The organism is Ignavigranum ruoffiae (genome assembly GCF_023195815.2).
GTDB lineage: Bacteria > Bacillota > Bacilli > Lactobacillales > Aerococcaceae > Ignavigranum > Ignavigranum ruoffiae.
In genome coordinates this window covers 1548286-1566999 of the sequence record NZ_CP096206.2, presented here as the reverse complement: position 1 = coordinate 1566999, position 18714 = coordinate 1548286, and the positions used below count along the sequence as shown (strand labels likewise).

Sequence of the window (18714 nt, the reverse complement as noted above, 5' to 3'; positions counted from 1 at the left end):
ATGAGAGCCTATTTATATTATTTTAGTACAAAAAGGTTGTATCAGTTATTATTGCATAATTACTTGAAAGGGTTTCGAAATTACTTTTACTTGTTAAATCTAACATCCTTAAAGTTGTATAATAGGAAAGATATTGCTCTTCTTTAGGTATATGAATTGAATATGGTTTTTCAAAACAAAAGCAATCAATTGTAAAATGATGTCCTAGATGGCGAGAACGAGCCATGATACTTAGATAGGCTCTAGGTAAATGATCTTGTGAAGAAATAATCCCTATATTTTGAGCTTGAAGGTTGCAAATAATTTGTATGGATTCGATTACATTTCCGATAGTATGAGTCGATGTTGCATTGATAATGAGATTTGATGAAGGGACTCCTTTGCTAACTAAATAATTAAACATATGTATAGACTCAAAATATTTATTATGAACCGCACCACCACAAAGGATAAACTTGGCTTCAGGATTGCGTAAATATAATTTTAAGCACTTTTTCAATACTTTCTTCAATTTTTCAGAGAGGCTTCCATCGTCATTTAATTGTTGTCCAAAGACAATAAATACATCAAATTCAGTACTATTTTTGTGATGCATCTCAAAATTAGCTAACTTATTATGTGTTTCAATGAAGTCAATAATATTGAAAAAATAATTGAACAAAATTGGGTCATATGCTCTAAGGGTAACTAATCGATCTTCAACTGATTCAAGCCCTTCTAACATTTCTGCAAGTGTTAAAGTAAGAAATAAAGCTTGTTTATCATGGGGAATTATCTTTAATATCTGATCAAAATGTTCCCAAGAAGCTTCATACTCTTGAATGAAAAAAAGAATTTCTGCTTTAAATCGAATGGCACTTTCAAAGTAATCAGCATGTGCTGATAAATTATTCAATAAACTCATTACGTCTCGATAATTACGAGCTTTTAATTCTTTATAAATATTTTCAAAAGCTGGTTGGTTCAAATAATCCTGTCCAACATATAATTCAATAAACTTAGCATCACTTAGACGATTCAAATTTTTTGCTTTTAAAGGAGTTCTAATTTCTTTTAATTTCAAAATATTTTCTCCTAGCTTTAAATTATAAATTTTTATATGTTTGCCTTTATATGTCTATGAATATAAAGTAAAATATATGTATAAGGAAAAAGTACTATTTAGGTGGGCAAAATATTTGTGAGAATATTGTACATGAATGGGGATTACCTACTCCCATAAAATGACAAAGAAATGGGTGAATTTTATGGGAGAGAAAGGGTGTGGTTGATTTGGAAATAGATAAAGTAATTACTGAATTTGTAAATGTAGCAATAGAAAAGAATTATTTAAAACTAGAAGATAGGATTTATACAACGAATCAATTATTAAAAATTTGTCATTTAGAAGAGCTTAGAAATACCAAGTCAAATTCAAATATTGAAGATCAATCTCTTCTCAACTTAATGGATCAGATTATTAAATATTGTATAAAGAAAGAAAATGTTATAAATATTTCCCAAAGGGTTGAACAACTTGAATCAGAGATAATGGATTTGATTACTCCGGTACCTTCACGAGTAAATGAAATATTTTGGCAGTGTTACGAGAAATCTCCCCAAGAAGCTACTGATTATTTTTACAATTTATCAAAAGAGAATAATTATATTAGGACACGAGAAATAGCGAAAAATATTCACTTTGTTGAAACAACCAAATACGGAAATGTTGAGATAACAATCAACTTATCAAAACCTGAAAAGACGGTTCAAGAAATCCAACAGCAAGTAAATAATAAAGAATCAAGATATCCAAAGTGTGTGCTTTGTATCGAAAATGAAGGGTACATGGGGAGTAATAAAAGACCGGCTCGAATGAATCACCGTCTGATCAACTTTAATTTGAATGGTAAGCCTTTTGCCTTTCAATTCTCTCCTTATGTTTATTATAACGAACATTCCATATTTTTAAATCATATTCATACTCCGATGTCAATTAATCGAAATACTTTTGAGAATTTATTTAGTATTATTAAATTATTTCCGCATTATTTTGTTGGATCAAATGCTGATTTACCCATCGTCGGGGGTTCTATATTGTCACATGATCATTATCAAGGAGGCTTTTATAAATTCCCTATTGAAGATGCTAAGATTAGTGAAACATTTCAACTTCAAGATTTTTCTGATGTTTCAATTAATGTATTGTTTTGGCCTTTAACAGTATTTAGATTAAAAGGTAAAGACGCGAATCAGATAGTCGATTGTTCCGAGTATATTTTAAAAAAATGGCAGAATTATTCTGATCTGAAGGCGAATATTATCTCTCATAGTGGAATTACTCCACATAATACAGTCACACCTATTTTACGAAAAATCGGAGATGCATTTGAGTTTGATCTAGTTCTTCGTAATAATCGCTGTAGTAAAACTTTTCCAGAAGGAATTTTTCATCCTCACAGGGATGTTCATCATATAAAACAAGAAAATATAGGACTTATCGAAGTGATGGGTTTAGCAATACTTCCAGGACGTTTAATCAAAGAAATAGAAATTATAAAAAAGTATTTACGTAATGAGATTTGTTTGGATATGGTTCCGGAAAAGCATCAAAAATGGACGATGGATTTAGAAAAGATTTATAAAAAACAACCATCTATAAATATTGATCAGTTAATTCGTTCTGCAATTTCTAAAAAATTTATTCGGGTTCTTGAAGATGGAGGTGTATTTAAACAAGATAATGAGGGAAAAAATGCATTAGATAGGTTTATTAATCATTTGAAAGGATGACCTTTACATAAAATTTACAAGAAATTTACAGACTATCTGACAACGTTTTATATAATGAAAATATAAACAGAAAAAATGGAGAGGGAGAAAAGGATGTTTAAAAAAGTTATTCTTAGTTCATTAGTAACGTTAGGTGCAATTTCAAATATATTATCTTTACAAAATGTTGAAGCAACTTCTGATAAATCTGAAACAATTGTTATTTATTCCAATGCCGTAAGCGATGGGCGAGGAGACTATTTTAAGGAAAAAGCAAAAGAAGCAGGATTTACAATTGAATTTGTGGATTTAGGTGGAACAGATTTAATCAACCGTTTGGTTGCCGAAAAAAACAAACCAGTAGCTGATATTGTATTTGGACTAAATGAAATGAATTTTGATACTCTTCGCCAAGAAGATTTACTTGAACCTTATGAACCTGTCTGGTTAGGGGAAATTGACCCAGAAATTAAAGTTGCGGAAGATCACTTACATTCTCCAGTTGATATTGCTCGTGTGTTTCCGATTTATAATGCTGATTTAATAAAAGATGAAGCAGATATTCCAAAAGATTGGTCTTCATTCTATAAAGAAGAGAAATTCCATGGAAAATATAAGGTTCAAAATAAACTAGGTGGAGCTACTGACACAGCAGCCATGTATATTCATTTCAATAACTATCAAGATGATAATGCAGATATGGGTGTTTCTGAAGAGGGCTTAGCAAATCTAGAAGAATGGTTCGCTAATGGCTATCAAACTCCAGAAGGTGAAGATTGGGTACAAAATTTTGTCGACGGCAAGGTTCCTTATGCATATACTTTTATGGCAAATGTTGGAAATATTGAAAAAGAACATGGTATTGATGTTGGCGTGATTAATCCCGAATCAGGAGTTATTCAGACCGTTGAACAAATTGGTATTGTTAAAGATGGGGAAGAGAATACGGTAGAACAAGAATTTGTGGATTGGTTTGGTAGCGAAGAAGTTATGGCAGGTTTTGCTGAAGGTTACAATCAAATGCCAGTAAATAAAAAAGCCCAAGAATCTGTACTGACCCCCTAAAGTTGGACCGAATGATCCAACTTTAGGGGGTATTTGTATGGCTAAATATAGTTTAGAATTTAAAATGAAAATTGTATCCGAATATCTTTCTGGAACCATCGGGATGAAGACGTTGACGAAGAAATATAAGATTAAATCCTCCCAAGAATTAAGAACCTGGGTGAACGCTTATAAAACTTTAGGAATAAAAGGGTTAATGCGCTCTCGAAAAAATAAGACATACAGTGTAAACTTTAAGTTAAAAGCAATCACTTTGTATGAAGCCAGTGAGAAATCCTATCAAGATGTGGCGAATGAATTGGGATTGAATAATCCTTCACTGATTCCTAGATGGCGTCAAGAGTATCATAACCACGGGATTGAAGGTCTTTCTCGCAAACCAGGGAGGCCACCAATGTCTAAGCAAGAACGAACGAGCAGAGAAAAACGAACTTCTTCTATTCCATTGAAGATAACGGATCTAGAGTGGGCAAATAAACGAATTGAAGAACTTGAGTATGAATTAAAGATGCAAACGATAAAAAATGAATACTTGGAAATGCTAAGGAGCTTGCGGCAACAGAAAGCAATGAAGACAAAGCAAGAATCATCCACAAGCTCCGACAACAAGAAAGATTTACTTTAGCTGAGATTCTTGCGGCGATTGATTTTCCTAAATCCACTTATATGTATTGGCAAGCTCATTGGAAAAAATCAGATCCAGACCAAAAAGTCAAAGATGCCATCTTGTTGATTCGTAAGAAACATCCGAATTACGGCTATCGTCGGATTCATGCGACCCTTGTTAACCAAGGGTGGCACATTAATAAAAAGAAAGTCCAACGTCTCTGTCAAGTATTAAAGATTCAGGTTAAAAACTTCGGACGTAAATATCGAAAATACAATAGTTACAAGGGAGTCCTAGGACGGATTGCTCCTAACCGGATGAATCGAAGATTTGAGACGTCCATCCCTAGACAAAAGATTACTACGGATACGACCGAATTCAAATATTATGAAGAAGATCATTCTGGTAAACTTCAAGTTAAGAAAATGTATTTAGATCCTTTTATGGATCTGTATAATCTAGAAATCATTAGTTTTAAAGTATCTTCTCAACCGAATCGGATCACGATGATTGAGGCGTTGAAAGAAGCTTTAGAAGCATCGAAAGAATGCGCCTATCGACGAACCTTCCACTCAGATCGTGGCTGGGCTTATCAAATGAAGGAATATCAGGCGTTACTAGTAGAACATCAAGTATTCCAAAGTATGTCGCGTAAAGGGAATTGTTATGATAATGCCCCGATCGAAAATTTCTTTAGTGTGATGAAACAGGAGATGTATTATGGGAAAATATATCGAAGTTACAAGGAATTAGAAACTGCAATCACAGATTACATTCAGTATTATAACGAAGAACGAATTAAAGAAAAATTGAATTGGCTAAGTCCTGTGGCATATAGAAAAGCGCAAGCGGCTTAACAATTTATCATTAAACCAAAAGAGAGACAAACACAAAATAGTGTTCATCTCTCTGGTCCAACTATTTGGGGTCACTCTAAATCTGCTTCAGAATCATTACTTGAAATTATGGAATCAACAACACCAGCAGAAATTGATTTTCAATGGGTAAATCAACATGTTAATGAATGGATTGAATATGTTGAATTAAATATTCTTTAATAGTTTATTGAGAATGTAAATTATAAAGTCCCACACTTGTTATTTGGTGGGGCTTTTTCAATATAAGAGGGGATGGCTATGATAAAAGTAAATGATGTACAGATTAGATATGGAGATTTTATAGCATTAGATAATATAAATTTTGAAGTAAAAGAAGGTGAATTTTTTACATTATTAGGTCCCTCTGGTTCAGGAAAAACGACGATGTTACGAGCTATTGTGGGATTTCTAAATCCTTCAAAAGGGACTATTGAAATAAATGGTAAAGTTATTAATCATATTCCAGTCGAAGATCGTGGGATTGGAATGGTATTTCAATCTTATGCATTATTTCCAACGATGACAGTTTATGACAATATAGCATTTGGTTTAAAAATTGATAAGAAGGATAAGGCTTTTATCGATAAAAGAGTTCATCAGATGGGAAAGATGGTTGATTTAACAGAGGAACAGTTGCAAAAGAATGTGGCAGCCCTATCTGGTGGGCAACAACAAAGAGTAGCAATAGCTCGTGCTTTAGCCAAACAACCTGAAATATTAGCAATGGATGAGCCTCTTTCAAATTTAGATGCAAAACTTCGAAAACAATTAAGGCGAGAATTAAAGAATATTCAACATAACCTCAAAGTAACAAGTTTGTATGTCACCCATGACCAAGAAGAAGCACTGACTCTTTCTGATCGTATTGCTGTATTTAGCAATGGAAAGCTTGAACAAGTGGGGACTCCTAAAGAAATTTATAGTAATCCAAAGACAGAGTTTGTGTGCACCTTTATTGGTGACTCTAATAAAATACCAGCAGAGATTGTTCAGAGGTATTTACCAAAAATTTATAAAGGTGACTCTTCAGTTTACTATGTTCGTCCTGAGGATATTAAGACAGAACGATATGCTGGTCAGGAATTAAAAGAAAATCAATTCATATGTGAGTTTGTTTCGGAAGATTTTTATGGAACATATATAAACTTTACTTTGAAAGAAGTAAATAGCGGAACTAACATAATTACTTTCGAGGACTCACATATTGGTGGAGATTTTGTTCACGGAGATCAAGTTTTAGCTACTGTAAATATTGATGAAGTTAAAATCTTTTAAGGAGGGTCCAATGTTTAAAAACAAACAGACACCACTCAAACTTTTTATTTATTTAACCATTCTTATGCTTTTATGGTCGATTATTGTATTTATAGTTATCCCTAATGCAATGGTGATTATTACAACTTTTTATCGAGATGGTGAATTTTCTTTTGGAGCTATAGAGAAGATTTATAAATCGAAACGGGCTGTAGATTCACTAAGAAATAGTTTTTTACTTGCTTTTACTTTGCCAATAACGACTTCTATTGTAGGGATATTACAAGTTTTGTTTATTGAATATTTTGAAATAAAAGGTTCTAAAATTTTGTCAGTTATTTATTTAATTCCCTTAGTATTTGGGGGCTTATTGATTAATAATGGTTATCTTTTTGCTTATGGTCCGTCCGGATTAATTACGAATTTTGTTTCAAATTATTTTCCGGATATTAATCGGTATTGGTTTCAAGGATATTTTGCAGTGATGTTAGTATTGACTTTTGGCTGTACTACGAACTATATAATATTTTTCAGGAATACAATTAAGCAAATCGATTACTATACCATTGAAGCTGCAAAAAATTTAGGCGCATCTCAATGGGAAGTTCTTAGTAAAGTAGTATTTCCTCAATTGAGACCGATTATTAGTACATGCGTAATTTTACTCTTTCAACAGGGACTTGGAGCTATGTCTGCTCCTTTGATAGTTGGAGGTAAAAATTTTCAATCTATTTCACCATTAATTTTAACGTTAGCTAATCGTCCTACATCAAGAGATTTAGCTGCTATTCTTTCATTGATTCTAGGATTCTTCCAGATCATTTTATTGTATGTCATTCAAAGAAACGAGAAAAATGGTCAGTATTTATCGTTGTCTAAAACTAAGGTTAGTTTAAGTAAACAAAAAATAAAAAACAAAGTTGTAAACATTATATTTCATCTATTAGCTTATCTTTTTGCATTGATACATTTAATTCCATTTCTTGCAGTCATTATTTTTTCGTTTACAGATTATAAAACGATTGCTTCGGGAAATATTAAATGGGAATCATTTACCTTCGCTAACTATTTCAGAATTTTGACGGATAAAGATGCTTATGGACCATTCTTAAATTCTATTATTTATGCTGGGTTGGCTGCTTTAATTGTTGCAGTGATTACTATTTTTGTAGCGCGTCTAATACATCAATGGAATAATTGGTTTACTTCACTGATTGAATATTTGATGCATATTCCTTGGTTATTACCTGGTATTTTGTTTGCGTTAGGCTTGGTAGTTACTTATAGTGTTCCAAATTTTTGGATGTTCAATAAAATTCTGACTGGATCATGGATAATCATGTTAATTGCGTATATTGTTGTAATGCTACCAAATACTTTGAGGTTTACTAAGGCAGCTTTTTTTGGGGTTGACAATAGTCTGGAAGAAGCAGCTGCAAATTTGGGTGCCGGAAAACTATATACTTTCTTTAAAGTTGTATTACCTACGATTGTTCCTACTGCATTAGCTTTATTTGCTCTGAATTTTAATGGAAAATTGGCAGATTATGATTTAACAGCGTTCTTATATCACCCTTTAAGTCCAACTCTAGGGATAATTATTAGAAGTAATGCAGATCCAACTGCTGCAGTTGATGCGGCAGCCTTGAACCTGGTTTACTCGGTAATATTAATAGTAATCAATTCCATTGTTATTTGGTTGGTATATTTTGATGGATTTGGCAGACTAGGGAAATTTATGAAAAGATCTGGTCAAGATAGTGCAGTTGCAATGACAACTGAAAGCTTGGGTTGAAAGAAGGATTAGATGACTAATAAAGAAAATAATATATTAAAATTGAAAAGAGAGAAAGTTCCCTTCTTAATATGTGGCCATCGAGGTCAATGGGGAGGAAATATTATTCAAAATACTGTAAATTCAGGAATTTTAGCCTGTCGATTTGGTAGTGATATCTTCGAATTAGATGTTGCTAAATCTTCTGATGATATATTTTTCTGTTTTCATACGAAGGCAGAAAAAGAAGTATTTGGTCAAGATTTTGATTTGGAAAGTTTAACTTTTGCAGAGATCCAAGGGTTAAATCCAGTAAACCGTCTTCTTACTGAAACAAATCAAAAAATCGAATCCTTAAAAACGTTATTAGACAAATCACCCGAATCTTTATTTTTTCAATTAGATCGCTGCTATTCTTACTTGACAGATTTATTACCGTTTCTCGACCAATTTCCTAAATCTATTAGGGAGAGACTTATTATTAAAATTCCTTTTAATATTCAGGCAATGGAAATACTGGATTCTTCCCCTTATGATTTCATGACGATGGTAATTATTGATGATAAAGAGCAACTAGAGGTATTAGAAAAATATACTGAAATTAATTTTATTGGTATTGAAATTATAGCGAAAAATAGTACTAATAATACTTATGGGAAAGAAGTAATTGATTATATCCACCAGAAATTGAATTTATTAGTACAATTAAACGCTTTAAAATTAAGCGACAAATACGATCTTTATGCTGGTCATGATGACGATGTATCTTTACTTGAGGGCGCAGACAAAGGTTGGGGAACTCTTTATTCCCTCGGTGCAGATATTATTCAAACCGACTGGTCATTGGCTTTGGATCAGTATCGAAGCACGCTACGCTCAAATATTAAATAACTGTGATTGACAAGCCGTAGTAAAAGTTCAATCGATTTTATCTTACTTGATTTTTTTGTATTATTGCTTATATTTATTTTTAAATATATATTATGCTGCAATTTTCACGCTTGTTGTATTATGGAATAATCATTTGTAGGTGAAAGTTGATTAACTGAAAGGGAGTCTTATCATGGGAATATTCGATAACTATAAAGAAGAAAGTACCTATTCAAAGGCATCAGGCATTGAGAATTTGGATTATGTTGTATTACAAGTCACTTTGAAGGAAAAACTTTTCGGTACAGGGTCAGGGAATCTTACTGAACTGGAAAATGTGATCAATAAACAAGTCAAGAAAGGCTATCGTCTTCACACAATTACGACGAGTAATGGAGGAAGTAAAGGATTCGTGGGTGGCGACCGCATTCAAGCGACGTTGGTTTTTGAAAGAATTGTTTAGTGATGACATCAAAAAAGATTAATCGCGCATGAATCGAGATCGATGATGAGCAAGGGGTTATTGGCCTCTTGCTTTTAGCTTCGATTGAATAAGAATCTATAATTTTTGGTCTGATGATTCCCTGGCTTTAAGCTCAGACGAGATTGAGATAATTAAGCAGGAATTCCCAGAGATGGCAAGACTTAAGCCGACTACATCAGTAAAAAATAATTTAGCGAATAAACTTTAAGATATTTGCTTCATTGGGAAATAGTTTGTCGTCAAAATTTAAATACCAGATAACCGTGAATATACGTTTGCTGTAAACTTAAATTTTGCGAAAGATTTATCATGCTTGCTTTGCAGATATTTACTTTGCTTTTCGATGTCGTTATAATCAAATTGTAAGGGCTTTATTATTGAAATTATTAAAATAAGGAGGGTGATTCTATGTCAGTAAACACCAAATTAGCGATTCAAGAAACCTATGGTGAGAGGTTTCAACATTGTTGGGGTTGTGGACCTAAGAATGAACAAGGAATGCATATGAAGTCCTACCCTAGTGAAGATGGAGAGAGTTGTATTGTTCGCGTGATGCCGGATCAAATGTATACGGGTGGTGTCCCAGCCAATCTTTTCGGCGGTATGATTGCCGTGATCTTTGACTGCCATGGGACAGCTTCTGCAGCCTGGTTTAATCATCGGGCAAAAGGTCAAGAATTAAATGAAGACACGGTTATTGGCCGCTTTATTACAGCCAGATTGGAGATCGATTATAAGTCACCGACGCCGATGAATGAAGAAATTACGGTAACGTCTCAACTCGAAGAACTGACGGAGAAGAAAGCCATTATCAATATGACCATGGCAGTCGATGGTAAAACTACAGCCAAAGCAAGAATGGTAGCCGTGGCGGTCAAGGATAATATGTAAGATAAAAGATTTACGAAGTAAAACGCCCCATGAAATCAATTCTATGCTTTAATTAGCTTTGAGAGGTTCGTATTAGATTTGAAATTAAAAATAAAAATAATAAGACAGGGGCTAAATTGTGTTTGATTAGCTCCTGTCTTTAAATTGATTCGTGATATTTTCCCTTAGTTAGAATTTTGGTCCCAAAGCTGACTGTCTTTTGGATTGGGAATTTTTGGACTGAATTAATTTAGAAAATTCTTTATCGATGGAACAACTTGGCCAGGCCGAGTCCTATGGCTCCTCCCAGGGTATTAGAGATTAAATCGGTAATATCGGAAGCGCCAATAGCAAATACATATTGGCTGATTTCAAAGATCAGACTCAAGCTGAAGATCAGCAATAAATTTCTGATAAAATTTCCTTTATAAGCCAATCGAAGTAAATAGCCAAAAGGAACAAATACGAGTAAATTCAGGAATGCTTCAAATAATGGTATATCTCCTTCGACTACATTCTCATAGTGAAATGGAATTAAATTGAGATCTCTAACTCGATGGATGTCGGTTCAGGATAAATTGAATTTAAAAATGACTAACCAAATCAAAAATATTAAATAGAGCCAAAACATTATCTTGGCAATACCTTGCCGTCTCACTTTATATCCTCCCTCGTTAAGAACATTTCGAACAATATTATAATTCAATCCAGTATCTTCTAGAGGTGACTGTTCCTCGGTCTAATTCATTGATAACCTTGTTTTGTAATATTCCACCATTCTTCTCAATCACTCGGATAGATCCCCAGTTATTGTCATCGCAGGTCAAGAGAACGCGGTCTAAGCCCAGCGTTTCCCGACAGTAGTCTAGGGCTAAGCTTAGCATCTGAGTTCCGTAGCCTTTACCTGCTTCTGACCAACGTATTTCATAGCCAATATGTCCCCCGTAATTTAATAAGGCGGGTGTCAGCTGGTGGCGAATATGAATCTCTCCAATAAACTTATCCTGATCAATTAGCCAAAAGATAGAGGAATTTACTACACCTGGTGGCAAATTCACTGCGTGTTCATAATAATCTGCTTTTTGGATAATGGTATCTGGATTTAGAAATAAGCAGGGTGAATGGGGGCGATATAGGTAATCTTCTTCGATAGCTTCTCGATAGGCGTCAAGGTATTGCTCGTTGGGTCGACGTAGTTTCATCATATCCCCCTTTATTCAAATGAGATGTTAAGTCAACAAATTTTCTATATTTGCTTTCTGACCAAAATATGAAAATAGATCGTAACCACCAGATCAGTTCACTTAGCGTAAGATTTCAACGACGTTCTTCCGGGCAGCTTGGCGAGCGGGGAAGACACTAAAGATGATGCCAATCATAATCGATATAAAGACACTGACCAGGGCTGTGGGAATATCAATCGCTGCCTTAAAGGGTAGGAAGTTCCCGGCAATCGTAGCGATACCAATGCCAAACAGGTAACCAATCACGCCACCGAGTAAGGTAATGGAAATTCCTTCGAGCAAGAATTGCCATTGAATAGATTTGGCCGTGGCTCCCATTGATCGGCGAATTCCAATTTCTTTGGTCCGTTCAGAAACAGAGATATACATCATGTTCATGACGCCGACCCCAGCAATAAATAGTGAGATTGCAGCGACGGCGGAGATGAAGTAGGTAATGGTCTGCAAGGTGTTGGAGATTTCCTCCATCATTTCAGAGATATCGAAATAGGTGTAAGAACCTTTCTCCAGGCCGGCACCTTCTTCTTGTAGATAGGTATTTATATCCGCTGAGATAGCTTTCATATCGGCCCCTTTATCAAAATAGACTTTCATCGAGAAATTAATCATATTGCTATCATTATATCGCTTATAAGTCTGAGTTGGCATATATACCTGGGCCTCATCACCCATGGTAATGGCCATCATACCATCTGATTCTTCAGGCATTTGTTGGCGAAAGACACCGACAATAGTATATTCTCGTTCATTCAGATTAATCGATTTTGATAAGGCTTGGTCTGGTTGCCCATAGAGTTCGGTCGCTAACATCTCATCAATAACGATATAAGGCTTAGCGCCTTGATTATCAGAAAAACTCAAATTCCTACCGTCAACTAAGTCTAATTCACTGTGGTCGACGACCTTTAATCCAGTATTCAGGCTTTTATCCCGATTTTTGATTTCTTGATAGAATGTCTGATTACTTTGATCTTCATTCTCTAATACGACTTCAGATACTCCAGGAAATAGTTTGATATCTTGGACGTTCTTTTCAGAGAAGGGGTTGAAAGTAGCCCATTCATGGTCTAACAGGGATCCTTCAAGATTATAATAGAATTCCTGGCTCACCCGCCCCGATTCATCTTTAACGACTTCTTCCATAAATTGTTTACGAAAACCATTCCCTAAACTCATAATCGTGATCACTGCCGCAATCCCAATAATAATCCCAATCATAGTTAGAAAGGTACGTCTCTTATGTAGACGCATGGTGGCTAGGGTAGATTTGAGTAATTCGTTAATTCTCATCATCAAGCTCCTTTAACTGGTTGAATTGGGTCGCCAAATCTTGCGCTTCAATGGCACCAGTTTGGTGAATTTGACCATCGACGATGACTAAATGTCGGTCAGCATAGGTTTGTAAGCTCGGGTCATGGGTCACCATAATGACCGTTGTTTGAAATTCTTGATGCAAATCGGCCAAGACATCCATAATGACTCTGGAAGTTTTGGTATCTAGGGCTCCAGTCGGTTCATCGGCAATGATAAACTGAGGGCGATTGACCAATGCTCGAGCGATGGCCACACGCTGCTTTTGTCCCCCTGAAAGTTCATAGGATTTATTCTGGGCTTTTTCTAAAATTTCCAAGCGACTAAGCATTTTTTCAGCAATTTGTTTCGCATTTTTTCGAGATTTACCAGCATATAAAAGCGGCAGGCAAACATTTTCCATGACGGTCATATTCTCAATTAAGTTGAAGCTTTGAAAGATAAAGCCTACGTGTTTATTTCGCAAGGTCGAGATTTGCCGATCGTTCCGCTTGCGGACCGACTTGCCTTGGAAAAGATATTCCCCATCAAAATTATTGTCGAGGAAACCGATAATATTAATCAAAGTTGACTTTCCCGATCCGGAAGGACCCATTATTGAAACAAATTCTCCTTCAAAAATGGTCAAGGAAATATCTTTCAAAACTTGAAAAGAATCCTTTCCTAATTGATAGTATTTATTTAAATCTTTGAGTTGAATCAAGGCTTGCTTATTCATTGCCATCTTGCCCCGCTGCCATTTCATCAATGGTTTTCACTTCTTGTCCGTCAGTGAGTAGTGAGCCCGCTAATAAGACTTGGTCTCCTTCGTTGACACCACGGTGAATGACTACATTGCCACTTTCTCTTTCAGTTTTGACTTCGGTTTTGCGGGCGATACCTTGATCATAAACAAAGACGTAAGTTTTACCTTGTTCTTCTACGAGTGCGGAAGGGGAAACCATAAAACCAGGTGATTTAATCTTCACTTTGACCGAAAATCCTGGTTGAATAAATTCGTCAGCTTGAACAGTATAACCGTATTGGCTACCTGTTTGTGATCCAGGGGCAGGGCCAAATCCTGCCGAGAGATCCGCGGAATCCTCTTTGCCAGGGGCAAAGCTCTGAGGATATTGATCATAAGCGACCAAGGTTCCCGGTATTTCTCGGTCTTCTGCGTTGATATAAATATCGACTGGGATGTCTTCTTTCAACAAATAGAACTCATATTCGCTAGCAGTTCCCGTAATTGAAATATCTTCACTAATAACACGTACCAGCGGAATTTGAGCATTATCTTTGCCGTCTTGGTTTAGGATGACTTTACCATTGACTTTAGCCTTGACTTGGGTTTGAGATTTCTCATTAAGTCGACCAATCTCAATTTCAATATCCTCAATTTCGCGGTTAAGTTGACGAATTTGTTCCTTAATCCCTTCAACCTGTCCTTCGAAGTCATCCATCATCATAGCCTCATCCATACTAGGCATTTGTGCCGCTGCTTCGTTATTCTCACTCATTGGATAATCTTTCGCTTGGCCAATTTCTTCGAGGATATAATAGCCACCTTTTTCGTCCCAGCCATTATAGTCAATCCAATCTCCTTGATAATTATAAATATTTCCAGTTAATTGGCTTAATTGATCAATCAAATCTTCTCGCGCATTATAAAGGCGTGTTTGTTTACGCTGGGCATCTTCCAATTGGTAGATGATTTCTTTGTCAGCAGCCTGATAAGTAAATAGAACCTGTCCTTTCTTAACTTTCTGTCCGTCTTTCACCTTAATATTATTGATATCACCCAGCTCTGGGTTATAAAAGTAGGATTGGTCAGTAGCTAATTGAACTTCTCCTTTGAGGCTAATCGGTTCTTGTGGTGCCATCATCTCATAGTAATAATACTCATTTCCTTCTTCATCAGTAAGGGGAGCTTGGTTCATCATTGCTGGATCCATGGTCGGATCGCCTAGTTGAGCACCGACGCGATCTTGGCTAACCGGAGTGAAAAGATTAGAAAACCATACAATCCCAATCATTAATAAAATTATCGCAGCCACTATTATACTTGTTCGTTTCGTGCTCATTTATCTTTGCCTCCATCTTAACATCATCATTGTTCGGCGAATTAAGCGCCTTCTTCATGCTAAGTGTATTGTACCAATGATACACCCAAAGTCAATGAAATTTAGAAGAAATATTTGAATAAATAAAGATTTAACAAAATGTCTTCTGGCAAAATAAAATGATTCGTTGGGAATTATAAAATGCAACAATACGATATGCAATAATATGTTATTGCATATCGTATTGTTGCGTTGTAGAATAATGTTGAGGTGGTTTCATGAAATTTATAGGTCGATATTTTGAGCTCAAAGAACTGAATCAAGAGTTTGCAACAAAAGATTTTTCTTTCTCGATTATTTATGGAAGAAGACGCGTTGGCAAAACTTCGCTGATTAAACAATTTTTATTAGATAAGCCGGGATATTATTTTGTAGCCATTGAATCTAATGAGTTAATAAATTTAAATTTACTTTCACAAGCTATTTATGCTGCGTGTGGAAATATTTCTGGACTACCAAATTTTTCAAGTTTTGAAGCTGCTTTTAAATTTTTATTTGAATATAGCTTGAAACACAAATTTATATTTGTCATTGATGAATATCCTTATTTGGCTGAGTCATCTCCTTATATATCATCATTACTCCAAAAATTTATAGATCAATACAGAAATGAGAGTCAGTTGTTTTTAATTTTGTGTGGTTCGTCGATGAGCTTCATGCAAGAACAAGTATTAGGCTATAAAAGTCCTTTATACGGAAGACGGACAAGTCAATATAAAATCTGTCCTTTTAATTATTTAGAAGCAGGAGAATTTGTGAACAACTATTCTCCAACTGACAAGGCGATTGTGTTTGGCTTAACTAATGGCGTTGCAGAATATTTAACTTATTTTGATGATCAAAAGATGATTGAAGAAAACATTATTGAACTCTTTTTAAAGACAAACGGACGTTTATATGAAGAAACATCTAATCTGTTAAAACAAGAGCTTAGACAACCTAAAACTTATAACGATATTTTATTCTCAATTGCTCAAGGTGCTTCTAAGTTGAATGAAATAGCTAATAAAGTTGGTATGGCTTCAGGTAGTTTAAATCACTATTTAACAGCTTTGATTGACTTAGGAATCATTGAAAGAAAGACCCCTGTACTAAATAGAAAAACGAGAAGGCCAATCTATGTAATTAGTGATACTTTGTTTTTGTTTTGGTTTGGCTATGTTCAGACGAATCTAAATTTAATAAATCTCGATCTGGGTGTTCAAGTTTATCAGCAATCAATTGCTAAGAATTTAAATCAATTTATGGGGAAAGTATTTGAGAAAATATCCATAGAATATTACGAAGAACGAATCAAACAAAATCGCGTTCCATTTATTCCAGAAGATTACGGAAATTGGTGGGGAAATGACCGAAGGCTAAAGCAGGAATCTGAAATCGATATGCTAGCAGTTGGTAAAGGTAACGATTATCTGTTTATAGAAGCAAAATGGCGAAATGAGTCGACGAAACAAGAAATATTATCTCAATTAATTGATAAATCACTAATTTTTCCGACTGCAAAATCTTATTTTTGGTTAACCAGTAAATCTGATTTCTATCATATTGAAAGTAGTGACAATCAAGTTGAATTAATAACTTTGGACGAAATGTATCATCATAAATAAGAGGGGTAGAAAGTAAGACGAATTAAACCAGAGTAAGTAATAAATTTCTTATTCAAACCAAAAGAAGAAAAGCTAAATCTGTCCTATTATTATTTTAGACAAGCAGATCATATGGTTAGGGGTGATTTATAAGCAAGGAGAACCTTATCTCAAACTTGTTGATTCAGAATTATGCCAATTGATAATGAATCATTTCCCAAATTAAAAAATCCTGGAATAGTATCCTAAAAAGGCTATCGAAACGAATCGTTAAACTTAGCCTTATGTCTTTTTATCAGTTATACTTTACTTGAATCGTAGCTTATTAAGAGTTTGCCGATTCAATATCAAAAGGGAGTGATATCCATGTTTAAAGCAGTCGTTTATTTAAATACCAATCGGGCGAATGAAATGCTAGATTTCTACCAAGAACATTTTGATGCAAAAATCTTGAGTAAAGTGATGGGCGATGATGCCATGTTTGCTGATTCGGCTGAAGATATGCAGATGCCAGCGGAAATGGCTAAAGATTTTGTGATGAATGCGGAGTTTGAGATTTTGGGTCAGAGTTTAATGGTCTCTGATACCTGGGGTAAACGCGAAATTGATAATACAGGAGCGAATGTATGCTTTACTTTTGATGGTAATCATCCAGAGGAAGTGGCGAGGGCTAAGGAGTTTTATCATAAAGCAGAAGCAGCGGGCTGTGAAATTACCATGCCTTTGGGCGAAACAGAATGGACTTCCTTATTTGCCATGTTCGATGATCCTTTTGGAATTTCATGGATGTTGTCTGCTTACTAAAAAAAAATAGTTGTTTGATAACTAGGCAGTTTGGTCCATAGTGATGGGCACTATTTTTTAAATATGTTCAAAATTAAACCGAATATTTACCTAATAGCATGGTCTTAGACAGACGATAGTTTTGTAGACTAAAGCCACTTAGCATCGTTGTTTCGGGCAATTCGCTTTTTGCGGATTCTACAACTTAGGTAGATATTCGGATTTTTTGCATCTAATTAATCCTGTTGCATTTAATGAGATTAGTCAGGAATAGATTTAAGAAGTACCACATCGAAAAAAGTTAAATTAATTGTGACCATTTTCTGCATAATAAAGAATACGATGGATATAGACAATCTTCTGATCGATGTTAATGGTGTAAAAGATTAAATAATTTTTATAATGTATCTTGCGAAAACCTCTTTTAGTGAGGAAACTATCTGAGACGAGTTGGAATTTTTGTGGGAAATAGGCTAACTCTGACATAGTTTGCTCAATTCCAATTAGAAATTTATGGGCTAAAGCTGGCGATTTGAAATTGAATTTTAAATAATTGACTATATTTTGCAGATCATTCTTTGCAGTTTCGTTCACTAAGATTTGATTATTAGTCATTCTTTAGATCTTGTTTTAATTTCTCGATGACCATATTTAAGGGTTGAGTTCGATGGTAATCAATGTCTTCCATACTTTCTTCCAATAAATGATAAAGCTCTTTCTTGCCGACCAAATTTTCATAACTTTTTATACTCATGACTGCTAAATCACCACGTCCATTTTTTGTGATAAAGACGGGTTCATGGGATTGATTACAGAAAGATGAAATCTCATTATAACTATTTCTTAAGTCAGTACTTGATTGAATACGTGGCATCTTTTATCCTCCTTTTTTATTTTCTCCAAAGATATCATAGGCTGATTTCATTAGAAAGTCTATAGATGAATATTGATAGGTATAGTTGAGTTCTTATCTTTACTTACATCTTTCATGAATGAATCTCGTTTTATTCGCAATTTTATGTTTTTTGCGATCTAGGTATCAGCTCATAAAATTTCTGTTTAGATCCTATTTTGAAGCAGCTTACATCAGAAGAGAGAATTCTGGTTCAACTGAATCAGCTATCGTGAAGTCTTG

Annotated in this window: 19 protein-coding genes; 11 read left to right on the top strand and 8 right to left on the bottom strand. The window is 34.7% G+C overall.

What is annotated here, in order from left to right; translation table 11 throughout:
• Window positions 1-22: 22 nt before the first annotated feature.
• Entirely contained in the window at window positions 23-1063 is a 1041-nt protein-coding gene (locus M0R79_RS07390; protein ID WP_248415799.1) for a YdcF family protein, read from the bottom strand.
• A gap of 200 nt (window positions 1064-1263) precedes the next feature.
• Here M0R79_RS07390 and M0R79_RS07385 point away from each other — a divergent pair, with 200 nt between their 5' ends.
• The 9 genes from M0R79_RS07385 to M0R79_RS07350 all read left to right on the top strand — a co-directional run bounded on the left by M0R79_RS07385 (window position 1264) and on the right by M0R79_RS07350 (window position 10574).
• Window positions 1264-2772: a UDP-glucose--hexose-1-phosphate uridylyltransferase gene (locus tag M0R79_RS07385; protein WP_248415800.1), complete on the top strand. Its 1509-nt coding sequence runs from the start codon at window positions 1264-1266 to the stop codon at window positions 2770-2772.
• A gap of 93 nt (window positions 2773-2865) precedes the next feature.
• The gene (locus M0R79_RS07380; RefSeq protein ID WP_248415801.1) at window positions 2866-3816 is read left to right on the top strand and encodes an extracellular solute-binding protein; all 951 of its coding nucleotides are present in this window, start codon (window positions 2866-2868) and stop codon (window positions 3814-3816) included.
• A gap of 37 nt (window positions 3817-3853) precedes the next feature.
• Entirely contained in the window at window positions 3854-4441 is a 588-nt protein-coding gene (locus M0R79_RS09315) for a helix-turn-helix domain-containing protein (protein WP_310795404.1), read from the top strand.
• The gene (locus M0R79_RS07375) at window positions 4345-5280 is read left to right on the top strand and encodes an IS3 family transposase (protein WP_310795419.1); all 936 of its coding nucleotides are present in this window, start codon (window positions 4345-4347) and stop codon (window positions 5278-5280) included. Before M0R79_RS09315 ends, M0R79_RS07375 begins: the two co-directional genes overlap by 97 nt.
• Before the next feature lie 279 nt (window positions 5281-5559).
• Window positions 5560-6576, top strand: coding sequence for an ABC transporter ATP-binding protein (locus M0R79_RS07370; protein ID WP_310795408.1), 1017 nt, complete (start codon window positions 5560-5562; stop codon window positions 6574-6576).
• 10 nt (window positions 6577-6586) lie between these two features.
• The gene (locus M0R79_RS07365; RefSeq protein ID WP_248415802.1) at window positions 6587-8350 is read left to right on the top strand and encodes an ABC transporter permease; all 1764 of its coding nucleotides are present in this window, start codon (window positions 6587-6589) and stop codon (window positions 8348-8350) included.
• Between the two features lie 12 nt (window positions 8351-8362).
• Window positions 8363-9220, top strand: coding sequence for a glycerophosphodiester phosphodiesterase family protein (locus tag M0R79_RS07360; RefSeq protein WP_248415803.1), 858 nt, complete (start codon window positions 8363-8365; stop codon window positions 9218-9220).
• Between the two features lie 172 nt (window positions 9221-9392).
• The gene (locus tag M0R79_RS07355; RefSeq protein WP_248415804.1) at window positions 9393-9662 is read left to right on the top strand and encodes a DUF4177 domain-containing protein; all 270 of its coding nucleotides are present in this window, start codon (window positions 9393-9395) and stop codon (window positions 9660-9662) included.
• A gap of 429 nt (window positions 9663-10091) precedes the next feature.
• Window positions 10092-10574: an acyl-CoA thioesterase gene (locus M0R79_RS07350; protein ID WP_248415805.1), complete on the top strand. Its 483-nt coding sequence runs from the start codon at window positions 10092-10094 to the stop codon at window positions 10572-10574.
• Between the two features lie 241 nt (window positions 10575-10815).
• Here the strand turns inward: M0R79_RS07350 and M0R79_RS07345 are convergent, their stop codons facing one another.
• From M0R79_RS07345 to M0R79_RS07325, 5 genes are all read right to left on the bottom strand, one after another.
• Window positions 10816-11115: a VanZ family protein gene (locus M0R79_RS07345; RefSeq protein WP_259561199.1), complete on the bottom strand. Its 300-nt coding sequence runs from the start codon at window positions 11113-11115 to the stop codon at window positions 10816-10818.
• A gap of 133 nt (window positions 11116-11248) precedes the next feature.
• Window positions 11249-11755 (bottom strand): GNAT family N-acetyltransferase, encoded by a 507-nt coding sequence (locus M0R79_RS07340; protein ID WP_259560444.1) that lies wholly within the window; start codon window positions 11753-11755, stop codon window positions 11249-11251.
• Window positions 11756-11857: 102 nt separating this feature from the next.
• Window positions 11858-13087 (bottom strand): ABC transporter permease, encoded by a 1230-nt coding sequence (locus M0R79_RS07335; RefSeq protein WP_259560441.1) that lies wholly within the window; start codon window positions 13085-13087, stop codon window positions 11858-11860.
• Window positions 13077-13826: an ABC transporter ATP-binding protein gene (locus M0R79_RS07330; protein WP_259561198.1), complete on the bottom strand. Its 750-nt coding sequence runs from the start codon at window positions 13824-13826 to the stop codon at window positions 13077-13079. The genes M0R79_RS07335 and M0R79_RS07330 overlap by 11 nt, the downstream gene beginning before the upstream one ends.
• Window positions 13819-15171, bottom strand: coding sequence for an efflux RND transporter periplasmic adaptor subunit (locus M0R79_RS07325; RefSeq protein WP_248415808.1), 1353 nt, complete (start codon window positions 15169-15171; stop codon window positions 13819-13821). The genes M0R79_RS07330 and M0R79_RS07325 overlap by 8 nt, the downstream gene beginning before the upstream one ends.
• Before the next feature lie 257 nt (window positions 15172-15428).
• Between M0R79_RS07325 and M0R79_RS07320 the strand changes: the two genes are divergently transcribed.
• Entirely contained in the window at window positions 15429-16817 is a 1389-nt protein-coding gene (locus M0R79_RS07320; RefSeq protein WP_248415809.1) for an ATP-binding protein, read from the top strand.
• A 345-nt stretch (window positions 16818-17162) separates the two neighbouring features.
• Window positions 17163-17600, top strand: coding sequence for a VOC family protein (locus tag M0R79_RS07315; protein WP_248415810.1), 438 nt, complete (start codon window positions 17163-17165; stop codon window positions 17598-17600).
• Window positions 17601-17885: 285 nt separating this feature from the next.
• Here M0R79_RS07315 and M0R79_RS07310 read toward each other — a convergent pair whose 3' ends face one another.
• Both M0R79_RS07310 and M0R79_RS07305 read right to left on the bottom strand, forming a co-directional pair.
• Window positions 17886-18194, bottom strand: a complete 309-nt coding sequence (locus M0R79_RS07310; RefSeq protein ID WP_248415811.1) for a type II toxin-antitoxin system RelE/ParE family toxin — start codon at window positions 18192-18194, stop codon at window positions 17886-17888.
• Window positions 18187-18453 (bottom strand): type II toxin-antitoxin system prevent-host-death family antitoxin, encoded by a 267-nt coding sequence (locus M0R79_RS07305; protein WP_248415812.1) that lies wholly within the window; start codon window positions 18451-18453, stop codon window positions 18187-18189. Before M0R79_RS07305 ends, M0R79_RS07310 begins: the two co-directional genes overlap by 8 nt.
• Between the last annotated feature and the right edge of the window lie 261 nt (window positions 18454-18714).